Genomic DNA, 14,499 nt, shown 5'->3' on the forward strand with positions numbered 1-14,499 from the left:
ACCATGATCCTCAAGAATGGCATCGATCAGGCTGCCCTGATCAACAAGTTCGCGGAAGCCTCCGCCAAGCAGGGCGAGACCGTGCGCAAGGCGGTGCACGAGGCCACGCTCAAGGCGCTGCAGGGCCGCGAGCTCACGCTGGCGAACATCCGGCAGGTGCTGGGCACGGTCACCAAGGCGGCCTCGGCCGGCGCGGCCGGCAGCAAGCTGCCCGCGCCCGATGTGGAGGCGCTGCTGACGAAGGCCTTTGCCGGCATGGACGGGGCGATGGAACAGGCGGTGCTGGCCAACCAGCGTGCGCTGCAGCAGCTGGTCGACCAGGGCGTGAGCCTGCGCGAGACGCAGCTCAAGAAGGCGCTCGCCGACATCGAGAAGATGGAGGAGACGCTGTTCGCCAGTGTGCGCAAGGCGGCGCCGGCCGACGGTCCGTGGAGCGGCGTCTTCCAGGCGATGCAGGGCAAGGGTACCGGCACCGGTGCGCGGGCCAACGCGGCGCTCGAGCAGCTCGTGGAAGACACGCAGCAGAGTCTGCGCGACGGCCGCGCGATGGGCCTGCGTGCCTCGCAGGCGCTGATCGACAGCTACTCGACGCTGGTGAGCGGCGTGCTCATCGGAATGTCGGACGCCTTGAAGCAGGGCGGCGCGGCGAAGCGATGACCCACGCCTGCGGCGGCCGCGCCGCCGCAGGCACCAAAGGAACCTGATGGACGCCCTGATCCTCGCCCGCATGCAGTTCGCGGCCAACATCACCTTCCACATCCTGTTTCCCACGATCAGCATTGCCTTGGGCTGGCTGCTGCTGTTCCTGCGCTGGCGCTGGCTGCGCACGCGCGGCGGCGACCCCGTGCTGGCGCAGGGCTGGCTCGACGCCTACCGCTTCTGGACCAAGGTGTTCGCGCTGACCTTCGCGCTCGGGGTGGTCAGCGGCATCACCATGAGCTTCCAGTTCGGCACCAATTGGCCCGGTTTCATGGAGCGCGTGGGCAACGTGGCGGGGCCGCTGCTGGGCTACGAGGTGCTCACCGCCTTCTTCCTGGAGGCGGGCTTCCTCGGCGTGATGCTGTTCGGGCACGGCAAGGTGAGCGAGCGCGTTCACCTGATGTCGACCTTCATGGTGGCCTTCGGCACCACCCTCTCGGCATTCTGGATCCTGGCGCTCAACTCGTGGATGCAGACGCCTGCGGGCCACGAGATCGTGAACGGCGAGTTCCATGTCGCGAGCTGGGCGGCGGTGGTGTTCAACCCCTCGTTCCCGTACCGCTTCGCGCACATGCTGCTGGCCTCGGCGCTGACCTGCGCGTTCCTGCTGATCGGGCTGTCGGCCTGGCAGGTGCTGCGCGGCGTGGGGCAGCGCAGCGCGGCGCGCGTGATGCGCGTGGGGCTCACCCTGGCGGCGGTGCTGGTGCCGGTGCAGATCGTGGTGGGCGACATGCACGGCCTCAACACGCTGAAGCACCAGCCCGCCAAGATCGCCGCGATGGAAGGCGTGTGGGAGACCGCGCGCGGCGTGCCGCTGCTGCTGTTCGCGATTCCCGATGCCGAGTCGCGCAGCAACCGCTTCGAGATCGCGGTGCCGAAGGGCGCGAGCCTGATCCTCACGCACGAGGCCGATGGCGAGATCCGCGGGCTGAACGACTTCGCGGGCGCGCATCCGCCGCCGCTGCCGATGTTCTTCGCCTTCCGCATCATGGTCGGCATGGGCATGCTGATGCTGGCCACGAGCTGGCTCGGCTGGTGGTTGTATCGCCGCGCGCGATGGCAGCCGGCGCGGCTGCCGCGCGCGCTGCTGTGGCTGTTCGCGGCCATGACCTTCTCGGGCTGGGTGGCCACGGTGGCGGGCTGGTACGTCACCGAGATCGGGCGGCAGCCCTACATCGTCTACGGCCTGGTGCGCACGGCCGACGTGGTGTCGAAGGTGCCGTCCGCGATGATCGGACTCACGCTGGCGCTCTACATCACGCTCTATCTGGCGCTCATCGTGGCCTATGTCGCGGTGCTCAAGTACATGGCGGAGAAGCCCGAGGAGGTGCTGGCGGGCGAGGCCGCCGAGCGGGCCGCGACGCCGCCGGGCGCGATCACCGCGGTCACCCCCATCGCTTCACCTGTGACCGAAGGAGGCCGCGCATGACCGCCATGAGCTTCGACGCCGCACTGCCGGTGATCTTCATGGTGCTGATGGGCGTGTCGATGCTGGTCTACGTGGTCAGCGACGGCTACGACCTCGGCGTGGGCATGCTCATGCACCGCGCCACCGACGCCGAGAAGGACGTGATGGTCGCCTCCATCGGCCCGTTCTGGGACGCCAACGAGACCTGGCTGGTGCTGGGCGTGGGCATCCTGCTGATCGCCTTCCCGAAGGCGCACGGCCTCGTGCTCGGCGAGCTCTACCTGCCGGTGGCGCTGATGCTCATCGGCCTGACGCTGCGCGGCGTGGCCTTCGACTTCCGCGTGAAGGCGCGCGACAGCCACAAGCGCACCTGGGACCGCCTCTTCTTCGCCGGCTCCACGCTGGCCTCGGTGGCCCAGGGCTGGATGCTCGGGCGCTACGTCAGCGGCTTCGGCACCGGCTGGAACTACCCGGTGTTCGCCGCGGCCATCGCGGTGGCGCTGCCCCTGGCCTACGTGCTGATGGGCGCGACCTGGCTCGTCATGAAGACCGAGGGCGCGCTGCAGGAACGCGCCGTGCAATGGGCGCGCACCGCCTGGGCGCCGATGGTCGGCGGCATGCTGCTGATCTCGATGGCCACGCCCTGGGTCAGCCCCGAGGTGCGCGAGCGCTGGTTCGCGCTGCCCGAGATCCTGGCGCTGGCCGCCATTCCGCTCATGACCGGCGCGGCGCTGCTCGCCGTGCGCGGCGTGCTGGACACGCGCATCGTGCGAGGGCCGGTGTGCTGGCTGCCCTTCGTGCTGCTCATCATGGTGTTCGTGCTCGGCTTCCTGGGGCTGGCCTACAGCATCTTTCCCTATGTGGTGATCGGCCAGCTCACGATCTGGCAGGCCGCGAGCAGTGCAGCGGCGCTCAAGGTGATCCTGGTGGGCGCCTGCATCTCGGTGCCGGCCATCGTGGGCTACACCGTGTTCTCCTACCGGGTCTTCCGCGGCAAGACCGGCGAACTGCGCTATGCCTGAGCAGGCACTGGGCCTGGCTGATCTGCGTGACACGCGCCACCGGGCAGCCACCGATGCGGCCCACGCGGCCTTGTGCAATAACCGGCCCATGATTTCATGGGAGCCGGCCCGGCGCTTCGATTTGCCTTCTGAGACCCCAAGACGCTGGCGCGGCCTGCCGCGCTGGTGCGGCGCGCTGGCACTGGTGGCCCTGGCCGCCGTCGCCGGCCATCAGCTCGCCATGCAGAACGGCCTGGCGCGGCTGCGCGAGGCGGCCGAGCACCGGCTCGACATGCTCGCGACCGGGCTCGATGCCGACCTGGCCCGCTTCGAGTACCTGCCCGCGCTGCTGGAGATGACGCCCATCGTCCCGGCGCTGCTCGGCGCCCCGTCGGATGCGGGCCTGCGCGACGCGGTCAACCGCTACCTCGACGGCGTCAATGCCACCGCGGGCGCCGAGATGCTCTATGTGCTCGACGCCGCCGGCACCTCGCTGGCCGCCTCGGACTGGAACCGGCCGGGCACCACCGTCGGGCAGGACCTGTCGTTCCGGCCCTACGTGATCGATGCACTGCGGCAGGGGAGGGGCCGCTTCTACGGCGTCGGCATCACCAGCCGCAAGCCCGGCTACTACCTTTCGTATGCCCTGCGCCGCGACCAGCCGGCGCGCGGCGTGGTGGCGGTCAAGGTCAATCTCGAGGAGTCCGAGCGCGCCTGGCGCCTGCTGCCCGGCCACGTGATGTTGATCGATCAGCGCGGCGTGGTGATCCTCGCCACCCGCGACGATCTGAAGTTCCGGCCGCTGCGGCCGCTGGAGTCATTGCAGCGCGCCGAGGTGCAGCGCTCGCGCCCCTACGGCGAGGCCGGCCTGGAGCCGCTGCGGTGGACGCAGAAGGAGGCGCTGGCGCGTAACGTGCAGGTCGTCGCGCTCGACGGCGTGGACCAGCTCGCCTCGACGCGCGCGCTGCGCGGGGCGCCCTGGCAGCTGCTGGTGCTCGACGACCTGGCGCCGGTGCGCGTGGCTGCGCGTTATGCGGCCGTCACGGCGAGCCTGGCCATGGCGGTGCTGCTGCTGATCGCCGTCACGCTGTGGCAGCGCCGCCGCGCCGTGCGCCAGAAGCTCGCCAACCAGGCCGCGCTGCAGGCGGCGCACGACAGCCTCGAATCGACCGTGGTCGCACGCACCGCGCAATTGCGCGCGGCCCAGGGCGAGCTGGTGCATGCCGGCAAGATGGCCGCGCTGGGCCAGATGTCGGCCGGCGTGGTGCACGAGCTGAACCAGCCGCTCACGGCCATGCGCACGCTCTCGGAGAGCGCCGCCATCCTGCTCGACAAGAGCCGCTTCGACGACGTGCGCGGCAACCTGCAGCGCATCCGCGGCATGGTCGACCGCCTGGCGCGCCTGACCTCGCAGCTCAAGACCTTCGCGCACAAGAGCGAGCTGCAGCTCGCGCCGGTGGCGCTGGCACAGGCCGTGGCCGATGCGCAGCTCATCGTCGCCGAGGCCTCGAAGAAGAACGGCGTCGCCATCGAGGTCGACGTGCAGCCCGCCACCCTGGCCGTCATGGCCGAGGAAGCCGCGCTGGGCAGCGTGCTCGTCAACCTGATGCGCAACGCCATCGACGCGATGCAGGCTTCGCCCCGGCGCACGCTGCGGCTGGAGGCAAGGCCGCAGGAGGGCCACGTGCTGCTGCGCGTGAGCGATACCGGGCCGGGCATTGCGCCGGACATCCTGGCGCGCCTGTTCGAGCCCTTCGTCACCAGCAAGCCGGCGGGCACCGGGCTGGGCCTGGGCCTCGTGATCTCGGCACAATTGGTGCGGGCCATGGACGGCACGCTGCGTGCGGCCAACCTGCCGGAGGGCGGCGCCTGCTTCGTCGTCGAGCTGCCGGTCGCCATCCACAACGTTCCCAGCCCCCAGCTGGAAGGAGTGATCAACAAGTGAGCGAAGCCCCTGCCATCCGTGTGCTGCTGGTCGAGGACGACGAGGACGTCCGGCTCAGCACGACCCAGATGCTGACCCTGGCCGGCTTCGAGGTCGAAGCCTTCGCGAGCGCGGAGCGCGCGCGTGCGCAGATCAGCTTCGACGTGCCGGCCATCGTGGTCAGCGACGTTCGCCTGCCGGGCCTGAGCGGCACCGAATGGCTGCTCGAGCTGCGCAGCGCCGATCCCGAGCTGCCCGTCATCCTGGTCACCGGCCACGGTCACATCGCCATGGCGGTGCAGGCGATGCGCGAGGGCGCCTACGACTTCATCGAGAAGCCTTTCAGCTCCGAGCGGCTGGTGGCGATCGTGCGCCACGCCGTCGAGCGGCGGCAGCTCACGCTGCAGGTGCGCGCGCTGCGCGACGCGCTGGAGAACTGGCACGGCATCCAGGCGGTGCTGATCGGCCGCTCGGCGCAGATGCAGCAGGTGCGCCGCACCGTGATGACGCTGGCCGAGACCTCGGCCGATGTGCTGATCTACGGCGAGACCGGGACCGGCAAGGAGCTCGTCGCCCGCTGCCTGCACGAGCACAGCGAACGCCGCCGCCAGCATTTCGTGCCGCTCAACTGCGGCGGCCTGCCCGAGGCGCTGGCCGAGAGCGAGTTGTTCGGCCACGAGGCCGGCGCATTCACCAGCGCCAACCGCGTGCGCGTGGGCAAGTTCGAATACGCCCATGGCGGCACGCTCTTTCTCGACGAGATCGAGAGCATGCCGCTGGCGGTGCAGATCAAGCTGTTGCGTGCCTTGCAGGAGCGCTCGATCGAGCGCATCGGCTCCAACCGGGCCATCCCCTTCGACTGCCGCGTGGTGGCCGCGAGCAAGGAAGACCTCAAGGACATGAGCGACCGGCAGAAGTTCAGGGCCGACCTGTACTACCGCCTCGGCGTCGCCTTCATCGAGCTGCCGCCGCTGCGCGAGCGGCGCGAGGACATCCCGCTGCTGTTCGAGCATTTCTCGCTGCTGGCGGCTGCACGCTATGGGCGCGTCGCGCCGATCCTGAGCGGCGCGCAGGTCGCCGACCTGATGGCCTACGCCTGGCCCGGCAACGTGCGCGAGCTGCGCAACGTGGCCGACCGCTTCGTGCTGGGCCTGCTGGGCGAGCGGCTGACGCTGGCGCGCGGCAGCGCCGAAGGCGAGCCCGCGTTGCCGCGCGGGCTGCCGCAGCAGGTCGAGTCCTTCGAGCGGGCGGTGATCGTCGAGGCCCTGCGCAAGCACCAGGGGGACCAGCCGGCCACCGCCAGCGCGCTGGCGATCGCGCGGCAGACGCTGCACGACAAGCTGCGCAAGCTGGGCATCACGGCGGACGAATTCAAGTCCCCCTGAGAGGCGCGGGCCCGGTCATGCCGGCACGATGCGCATCGGCAGCTTGTCGAGCGTGCGCATCTGGTTGATCGGGCGGTAGTGGCGGGCGCGCTGAGCTCCATGCGGGCCACCCGGCGCGCATGCCGCGGCTCCCGCTGACGCTGTTAAGAACAGTCACCAGATTCGGGCATGGGACCCACATATCGCCCGCGTGGGCGGATGACCTGCGCCACGCCCAGCTGCTCCAGGCTGTGCGCCAAGAGGCCGACGCTACGCGCCGTTGCGAACAGGCCAAAGGCCGCATCGGATGGAAGTCGATGGTGAGCGACCAGGGCAGCCAGAGCAACGTCGATGTTGGGCTGCAACCCTGTCAGCTTCGGCACCTTTTCGATAAAGCGCGCGATCACCTTGGGTGGGTCGAACAAGGCCAACAATGCGGCTGCACGCGGGTCACCGTCGGGATAGAGGTGATGGCCAAACCCGGCGAGCGACAAGCCGTTCGACAGGTAGTGGGCCAGCACCTGGTCTTCACCCAGTCGCTCCACGTCGCTGAACAGCGCCCGGACGCGGCCCGAGGCATCGCCATGCAAGGGGCCGGAGAGAGTGGTCAATCCGGCCAGGAGGCATGCAGGCAACGAGGCGCCTGTCGAAGCGGCAATGCGCGCGACAAAGGCTGAACTGGTCAGCTCGTGATCGGCCAGCAACACCATGGCCGTTCGCAGCAAATCAGCCACCTTGGAAGATTGCTTCCACCCTTTCGCAAAGCGCAGATGCAGGGGTTCGCGTCCTGGCAAGGCGCCGAACGCATTGGCCACCTGACCCACCAGACTCTGGCCCTCGGCGTGCAGCACACGGGTCAGACGTCCGCCAGTGGAATGCCCCGCGGCCGCCAGGCTGGCCATGGCCGCGAAGGCCGCGTCTCGCCCAGGGTTGCCTGAGCGCAGTGGCGTCGAGGAAGAAAAATCGACGGCGCGCTCGGCGCCCCACAACAGTTGAGCCACATCTTCCAGTGTGGCCGTCCGGGCCAGGCTCACGGCATCCCGCCCCCGGTAGTACGGGCGCCCGCGCGAAAACGCACAAAGGGCCGTCGGAATGCTGGGCTCCGAACCGAACAAGGTATTGGCAGCCAGCGTCTCGTGCTTGCGGCCGGCCTGCTTGCGCTTGGCCAGGCCGGCAACGTCCTCGGCGCGGTAGAGGCTGCGCCGCGTATCGGCCGGGTCGGGCATGACCTCCAGCTTGCCGCGGCTCACGTACGCGTAGACCGTCTGAGGCTGCACACCCAGAAGGTCGCATGCCTCGTTCATCGAAATCCAGGAAGCCATGGCTTTGCGAACAGAGTCAATTTATATTGATTATATAGATCAATATTGACCAATTCGTCAATCTATCACTAGTATGCGCCCGAGTCCCGGCCACCCTGAGCGAACAGCGATATGAAACCCCAAGTCCTTCAACTCAATCCGATCCTGATCCCGGCGATCAACGACAAGCTCGCGTCGCTCTACGTCGTCCACAAGCACTTCGAGGCAACCGATCCGGATGCCTGGCTGCGCGAACACGGCGCGTCGATCGACGCCGTGATCACCGGCGGGCACACCGGCATTTCGCGAGCGATGCTGGATCAGCTGCCTGGGCTGAAGGTAGTGGCCGTCAATGGCGTCGGCACCGACGCCGTGGATCTGGCTTACTGCCGGGATCGTGGCCTGCCCGTCACCGCAACACTGGGCGCGCTGACGGAAGACGTGGCCGATCTGGCCATCGGCTTGCTGATCGCGGCTTGCCGAAACTTGTGCGCCGGCGACCGTTTCGTGCGAGACGGCCAGTGGGAGCTTCGTCCCCAGCCCGGCGCCATTCCACTCGCCCGCCGTTTCAGCGGCATGCGCGTCGGCATCGTCGGAATGGGCCGGGTGGGCCGCGCCGTCGCAGTGCGGGCGGCCGCCTTCGGTTGCCTGATCCGCTACACCGACCTGCGCGCCATGGACGACGTCGAGCATCGCTTCATGCCCAGCCTGGTGGATCTGGCGCGCGAGTCGGACGCGCTCGTGCTGTGCGCAGCCGCGGACCAAGCCGAAGGAATAGTCAACGCGGCCGTGCTCGACGCGCTGGGACCGCGCGGCTTCCTGGTCAACGTCGCCCGCGGCCGACTCGTCAATGAAGCCGACCTGACGCAAGCGCTGGCTGCCGGCCGCATTGCAGGTGCGGGCCTGGACGTGTTCGTCGACGAACCGCGCGTGCCGCCAGCGCTGCGGCAGTCCGACCGCGTGACCCTGCAGGCCCACCGCGCCAGCGCCACCTGGGAGACGCGTACCGCCATGGCCGAGATGGTGCTCACCAGCATTGCCCAGGCCCTGGCAGGCGAGCGCCCGTCAACGAGCCTGACCACCTGAATCCCTGCGTTCGACGCAGCGACCGGACCCGACCCAAAAAGAGGAGACCCGCCCATGTTCACCCGACGCCTTGCGATCCCCCTGGCCCTTGCCCTCTGCGCCATCCACGCGCCCGGCTTCGCGCAGACCTTCCCTGCCCGCCCCGTGACGCTGGTGGTTCCGTTCCCGCCGGGTGGCGGGACCGACACCGGCGGCCGCGTCATCGCCGAGCAGCTGAGCCGGCGCTGGGGCCAGCCTGTCGTCGTGGAGAACAAGGGCGGTGCCGCCGGACAGATCGGTGCCGACTTCGTCGCCAAGTCCAGGCCGGACGGCTACACGCTGCTGCTGGGGAATATCGGTACGCAGGCGATCAATCCCTTGCTGTACCCGAAGCTGCCCTACGACGCAGACAAGGCCTTTGCCCCGGTCTCCCTGGTGGCCGAGCTGCCGTTGGCCATGATGGTCAATCCGTCGATCCAGGCCAAGACGGCGGCTGACTTCGTAGCGCTGGCCAAGTCCAGACCGGGCCAGTTGAGCTACAGCAGCTCGGGCGCCGGCGGCGCCCCGCACCTGGCGGCCGAGATGTTCAAGGACCAGACCGGCGCCTTCATCCTGCATGTGCCCTACCGCGGCGGCGGTCCGGCCATCGCCGATCTGCTCGCGGGCCATGTGCAGCTGTCGTTCATGACAGTGCTGGAGGCCTCCGGCCACATCAAGGCGGGCAAGCTGCGCGCGCTGGCCGTGACCGGCGACAAGCGCGTGCCGGCGTTTCCCGAAGTCCCCACGCTTGCGGAGGGCGTGCTCCCCGGCTTCAACGCGATTTCCTGGATCGGCCTGCTGGCGCCGGCGGGCACGCCGCAGGAGGTCGTGGACAAGATCGCCGCCGACCTGCGCGCGGTGCTGGCCGACGAAGCGGTCAAGGCACGTTTCGTCGGCCTGGGCGGCGTGCCGCGCGCCACCTCGCCGCAAGAGTTCTCCAAGCTGATCGCCGACGACAAGGGCCGCTACGCCCAGATCATCCGCAGCCGCAAGATCACGGTGGAGTGAGCGCAGTCATGACGGCCTTCGTGGCCAGCCGCGACGGGGGCCATCTGGCTGACCGTCAACGGCATCGATCGGCAGCGCGCCGACTTGGCCGACCAGCTGTGGCCGGTGGCCGAGGACCGCGCACCAGTTCGTGCCGCCCCTGCCCTTCCAGCACACATGACAGGACCAGGGGCCTTGAAGCTCACCACCTCCCGAAAGCCTATATCCACCCTGAAGAGGAGACTTCCATGCAGCTCACATCCCTGATCAAGATCCTTGCGGTCTCGGCGTCCCTGGCCGCGGTACCGAGCGTGTCATCGGCGGACGCGGCCTACCCAACCCGCGCCATCAAGATCATCGTGCCCGCGCCGCCGGGCGGCGCGATCGACATGATTGCCCGCGTCGTCGGAGACAAGCTTGCGGCGTCGATGGGTCAACCCGTGATCGTCGACAACAGACCCGGCGCGTCCAACAACCTCGGCACGGACGTCCTCGCCAAGTCGCTGCCTGATGGCTACACGATCGGCATCGTGGGCGGCAGCCACAACACCAACAAGTTCCTGTTCAAGAACCTCGGCTGGGATCCGGAGAAAAGCTTCGAGCCCATCGTCTATACCCACGAGGTTCCGCTGGTGTTCGCCATCTACCCGCAGCTTCCCGCCAAGACGCTGCCCGAGTTCGTGGCATGGATGAAGGCCCACCCGGACGAGGCCAAGGTCGCCACCTCCGGCCGCGGCAGTGCGCAGGAAATGGCGGCCGAGATGTTCCGAATGGCGAGCGGCGCGCAGATCCTGCTGGTCCCCTACAAGGGCTCATCCGCCGCGCACCCGGATCTGCTGGCCGGACGCACCGCGCTCTACATCGACACCATCAGCGCCATCCTGCCGCAGGTGAAGGCCGGCAACGCGCGGGCGGTTGCAGTGTCGACGCGCAAGCGGACGAGATCCCTTCCGGACGTGCCGACCGCGGAGGAACAGGGTCTTAAGGGCTACGATGCCAATACGAATGGTGGTTTCCTGGCGCCGGCCGGTACGCCCAAGGCGATCATCGCCAAGCTGAATGCCGAGATCAACGCGGCGCTGAAGCTGCCCGACGTGCGGACCAAGCTTGAAGCTGCCGGGATAGAGATACAGGGCGGAACGCCGCAGGAATACGCCGCCCTGATCAAGTCCGACCTCGTCAAGTGGGGCAAGGTCGTCAAGGAAGCGGGGATCCTGCCGGAGTGAGTCCGCAAGCGGGCGGCTCAGGAGTCAGTCCGTCTGCTTGAAGCGCTCGGGCAATTTACCGCGACGCATCAAGCCGATAAGCGTCCCGCACAGAGGGCTTGACGGGCGGCTTGAGCTGCCTGTCGCGTCATTCATCGCCACCGAGTTCGCGTAACCGGAGCTGTCCCATGAGCTACTCGATGCCGAGATCCAGCTTGGACACCAACGCGCGGCCGTGTTCATTCAAGCCAACAACCTCAACATGGCTGCCGTGCTTGCGGAGCCTTTGACAAACCTTGTCCAAGGCGTTCACGGCAGTCATGTCCCAGAAGTGAGCCGGCAATCCCGCCAAACAGGCTCGCCGCGAGGTTGGCGACGCCGAGGCCGCTGGACTCGCGGTACGTCGAGCTCGAAGCGTCCGTGTCTGCATTGAACCCGCTAAAGCCGGCGCGCCTCCGAATGCGGCCATCAGCCGCCGCCGGATGGCAGTACCGAGCAGGCCGCGGGGCGCAGCGACAATGCACCCATGACCCAAGGCAAGCGCATCTCGGCAGACATCGGCGGCGACGCCTTGCATTCAATACGGGAATTGGGGGCAGCGGCAAGGCTGGCCCGAACGGCGGCCGGGGAGGGCCAGACCGCCGCGGCCGCGCGCCTGGGCGTGCATGTCCAAACCATCGGCCGCATTGAAGCGGGTGAGCCCGGCGTGGCCATCGGGCACGTGCTGGGCTTGCTCGCGCTCTACGGCATCGGCGTCAGGCTGCAGCAGCCCGAAGGCCGCTGAGCCATGGTCCGGCTGCCGGCGAAGCGCGCCACCATCGCCCTTCACACGCTTGCGAACGGGGTGAGGCTGCTCGCCATTCCCATGCCCCACGTGCAGAGCGCCAGTGTGGGCGTGTTCCTGCGCGTCGGCTCCCGCGACGAGACGCCGGTCACCAACGGCATCGGCCATGTCCTGGAGCACATGGCGTTCAAGGGGACGACCACCCGCTCCGTGCAGGCCATCAACCTGGATGCGGAGCGGCTAGGTGCGGATGTCAACGCGTTCACCGGCAAGGACACCACCGGCTACTTCATGACCGGCCTGGGCCGGCACGCGGAGCATCTGCTGCGCATGACGGCCGACATCGTCTTGAACAGCACATTTCCCGACAATGAATTGCAGCGCGAGTTGGAAGTGATTCGCCAGGAGGCCATCGAGTACGAGGAGGATCCGCAGGATAGCTCCAGCGAATTGCTCGACCGCGCTATCTGGGGCGACGACCCGATGGGCATGCCTGTGATCGGCACCGTCGGGAACATTGAAGGCTTTACCCGGCACGACCTGGTCCGGCACGTGCAGTCCCACTACGTCGCGGAAAAGACCGTCGTCGCTGCGGCCGGGAACTTCGACGTCGAAGCCTGGGTAGCGCTCGCCCGGGAACTCTTTGCAGCGATGCCCCCGTCGGCCGACCAACCCGTGTCGCTACCGGCGGTGCCCGCGAAGTACGTCGGTCATGCCATGGCCCGGCGCTTCACGCAGGTGTCGCAGGTGTTCCTGAACATCGCCTACCCGCTGGCGCCCGCGCGGCAGGATGAGACGTCGCAGCAGCGCTGGCGCCTTGCGGCCTCGCTGGCGGCCAACCTGTTTGGAGGCGGGATGTCGGCGCCCCTGGTCGACAAAGTCCGAGAGCAGCTCGGCCTGGCCTACACGGCCCATTCCACGATGGACAGCGGGGACGTCTGGGCCAACTTCGTGGTGCATTCGGTCACTACCCCGGACAAGCTCGACGCGCTGGTGACGACGACGGGCGGCCTGCTGCGCGCACAGGCCACGACCATCGATCCGGTGCACTTGGAGCGGGCCAAGAACCAGCTGACCGTGTCCCGTGTGCGCGCCGGAGAGCGGACCTACGCAACGATGGAGCAGGCCGTCGAAGAGCTCTTCGCCAGCGGAACCGTGACGCCGATGGCCGAAGCGATTGCCATGATCGACGACATCCGCGCGGAAGAAGTGCGGGCGGTCTTCGAGCGGATGCTGGCCAACCCCCCGGCGCTGGCGATTACCGGCAAGGGCGCCAGCGCGCGAACCGCGCGGCAGTTGGCAGCGGGCCTGGTCGTCGGCGTCCGTTAGCGGATCGGACGTGCAGTCGCTCGCGCTAGCCGAATCGTTTCAATCCAAAGCGATGCTGAAGGTTGGAGCGGCCGAGCCCGTCCTCGCGTACCTTCGGCAATGCCACGACTTCTGGCGGATGGGCGAGGATTGGCTCAATGTGTGGGAGCGGAAGGTCCGGCGAGGTGTTGTGCCCAACTTTTTCATGCACGGCGATCGATGACACGAAACCCGTGCAACGAGCGGGCGTATTCGAGCAGGCGTCACCATCTCGAAGGCGCGCCCGCTCAAACGTTACAGTCGGCCAGAACCGGACCTTCCGAATTGCGCCAGAAAGAGATGCGTAGATGCCCCAGTCAATAGGTCAGGTCGCGGTTGTAGTGCGCGACTACGACGAAGCGCTCAGCTTCTACATTGGAACCCTTGGGTTTTCTCTTGTAGAGGACACGTATGTGCCCGAGCAAGACAAGAGGTGGGTCGTCGTTTCCCCGCCTGGTGCCACGGAATCACGCTTGTTGCTTGCACGAGCCGCAAGCGGCGAGCAGGCGACACGAATCGGCAATCAGACCGGCGGGCGGGTTTTCCTATTTCTCTTCACTGACGATTTTTGGCGGGACTATCGTTCGTACAAGGCCAAGGGCGTCACGTTCATTCGTGAGCCAAGGGAAGAGCCGTATGGAACCGTTGCCGTGTTCCAGGACCTTTACGGTAACCTGTGGGACCTCCTGCAGCCGCGAAACCCCGTCTGAACGGTCAGAGTTCGGCTGCGGACCTGTGCCGAGCGGTCTCGGCAAAGGCAGCCTGAAGGCAGAATGCGGCCCAGGACCAGTCATTTGAGTGCGCTGCGGAAATCGCCTCAGAGCGGACGCTCGCCCGTTCAACCCGCGCGGTTGAACAGCGGGGGGCACACGTTGCATCAGAACCGTAGCGGTGGCCATTGCCGGCGTCCTTGCTGAGCTGGGCCGCCTTCTGGAGGTACGCGCGCTTGATACCTCCTGGAGGAATTCGGCGCACGGACGAAGACAAGACGGGCGCCTGCAGCGCATACTGAAAGACTGCTCCCGGCACGAAAGGAGTTCTGTCGTGTTCACAACTGAAATTCGTTTGCCCGAGCTCGCCTTGTTGGCCGGGACCCGCGGCGCCTTGGGGGCAGGCGTGGGCCTGCTGCTTTCCGACAGGCTCAGCGCAGAGCAACGCAAGAATATCGGGTGGACGCTGGTGGCCGTTGGCGTGCTGACCACCATCCCGCTCGCGGCCATGCTGTTCGGTCGTCGCCGAAGGAGCGACGCCTGACTTGGAGAGCCTTCTTCTGCCCGGGCCACGATATCGGAGAACATCGTGCCAGAGGAAGGTGGAAGGAGAGCAAGGGTCGAAAACAATCGCGTGCTCGCATCGCCCAGGCGGCGGGCGAAAA

Annotated in this window: 13 protein-coding genes and 1 pseudogene; 12 read left to right on the top strand and 2 right to left on the bottom strand. The window is 67.7% G+C overall.

Annotated elements, in window-relative coordinates:
* Window positions 1-3: 3 nt before the first annotated feature.
* The 5 genes from AC3A6X_RS08335 to AC3A6X_RS08355 all read left to right on the top strand — a co-directional run bounded on the left by AC3A6X_RS08335 (window position 4) and on the right by AC3A6X_RS08355 (window position 6,417).
* Window positions 4-657, top strand: a complete 654-nt coding sequence (locus AC3A6X_RS08335; protein ID WP_487841733.1) for a DUF6781 family protein — start codon at window positions 4-6, stop codon at window positions 655-657.
* A gap of 46 nt (window positions 658-703) precedes the next feature.
* The gene (locus tag AC3A6X_RS08340) at window positions 704-2,128 is read left to right on the top strand and encodes a cytochrome ubiquinol oxidase subunit I (protein WP_487841734.1); all 1,425 of its coding nucleotides are present in this window, start codon (window positions 704-706) and stop codon (window positions 2,126-2,128) included.
* A 5-nt stretch (window positions 2,129-2,133) separates the two neighbouring features.
* Window positions 2,134-3,129 carry a cytochrome d ubiquinol oxidase subunit II gene (locus tag AC3A6X_RS08345; protein WP_487841812.1) on the top strand — a complete coding sequence of 332 codons (996 nt, stop codon included), beginning with the start codon at window positions 2,134-2,136 and terminating at the stop codon, window positions 3,127-3,129.
* Between the two features lie 88 nt (window positions 3,130-3,217).
* Window positions 3,218-5,053, top strand: coding sequence for a sensor histidine kinase (locus tag AC3A6X_RS08350; protein ID WP_487841813.1), 1,836 nt, complete (start codon window positions 3,218-3,220; stop codon window positions 5,051-5,053).
* Complete coding sequence (locus AC3A6X_RS08355) at window positions 5,050-6,417, top strand: sigma-54-dependent transcriptional regulator (RefSeq protein WP_487841735.1); 1,368 nt, start codon at window positions 5,050-5,052, stop codon at window positions 6,415-6,417. Before AC3A6X_RS08350 ends, AC3A6X_RS08355 begins: the two co-directional genes overlap by 4 nt.
* Before the next feature lie 143 nt (window positions 6,418-6,560).
* Here the strand turns inward: AC3A6X_RS08355 and AC3A6X_RS08360 are convergent, their stop codons facing one another.
* Window positions 6,561-7,718 (bottom strand): citrate synthase, encoded by a 1,158-nt coding sequence (locus AC3A6X_RS08360; RefSeq protein WP_487841736.1) that lies wholly within the window; start codon window positions 7,716-7,718, stop codon window positions 6,561-6,563.
* Between the two features lie 111 nt (window positions 7,719-7,829).
* Here AC3A6X_RS08360 and AC3A6X_RS08365 point away from each other — a divergent pair, with 111 nt between their 5' ends.
* From AC3A6X_RS08365 to AC3A6X_RS08375, 3 genes are all read left to right on the top strand, one after another.
* Window positions 7,830-8,783: a 2-hydroxyacid dehydrogenase gene (locus tag AC3A6X_RS08365; protein ID WP_487841737.1), complete on the top strand. Its 954-nt coding sequence runs from the start codon at window positions 7,830-7,832 to the stop codon at window positions 8,781-8,783.
* 54 nt (window positions 8,784-8,837) lie between these two features.
* Window positions 8,838-9,809, top strand: coding sequence for a Bug family tripartite tricarboxylate transporter substrate binding protein (locus AC3A6X_RS08370; RefSeq protein ID WP_487841738.1), 972 nt, complete (start codon window positions 8,838-8,840; stop codon window positions 9,807-9,809).
* Between the two features lie 227 nt (window positions 9,810-10,036).
* Window positions 10,037-11,014, top strand: a complete 978-nt coding sequence (locus AC3A6X_RS08375) for a Bug family tripartite tricarboxylate transporter substrate binding protein (protein ID WP_487841814.1) — start codon at window positions 10,037-10,039, stop codon at window positions 11,012-11,014.
* A gap of 172 nt (window positions 11,015-11,186) precedes the next feature.
* On the opposite strand, the pseudogene AC3A6X_RS08380 reads toward AC3A6X_RS08375, so the two are convergent.
* Window positions 11,187-11,330: pseudogene (locus tag AC3A6X_RS08380) on the bottom strand (STAS domain-containing protein); the annotation flags it as partial.
* Between the two features lie 189 nt (window positions 11,331-11,519).
* Here AC3A6X_RS08380 and AC3A6X_RS08385 point away from each other — a divergent pair.
* The 4 genes from AC3A6X_RS08385 to AC3A6X_RS08400 all read left to right on the top strand — a co-directional run bounded on the left by AC3A6X_RS08385 (window position 11,520) and on the right by AC3A6X_RS08400 (window position 14,378).
* Window positions 11,520-11,777: a helix-turn-helix domain-containing protein gene (locus AC3A6X_RS08385; protein WP_487841739.1), complete on the top strand. Its 258-nt coding sequence runs from the start codon at window positions 11,520-11,522 to the stop codon at window positions 11,775-11,777.
* 3 nt (window positions 11,778-11,780) lie between these two features.
* The gene (locus AC3A6X_RS08390) at window positions 11,781-13,106 is read left to right on the top strand and encodes a M16 family metallopeptidase (RefSeq protein WP_487841740.1); all 1,326 of its coding nucleotides are present in this window, start codon (window positions 11,781-11,783) and stop codon (window positions 13,104-13,106) included.
* A 326-nt stretch (window positions 13,107-13,432) separates the two neighbouring features.
* Window positions 13,433-13,834: a VOC family protein gene (locus AC3A6X_RS08395; RefSeq protein ID WP_487841741.1), complete on the top strand. Its 402-nt coding sequence runs from the start codon at window positions 13,433-13,435 to the stop codon at window positions 13,832-13,834.
* 334 nt (window positions 13,835-14,168) lie between these two features.
* A complete protein-coding gene (locus tag AC3A6X_RS08400; RefSeq protein WP_487841742.1) occupies window positions 14,169-14,378 on the top strand; it encodes a hypothetical protein in 210 nt (69 codons plus the stop codon).
* Window positions 14,379-14,499 lie beyond the last annotated feature (121 nt).

The sequence above is a fragment of the Variovorax sp. Soil_C_12 genome (genome assembly GCF_057657375.1).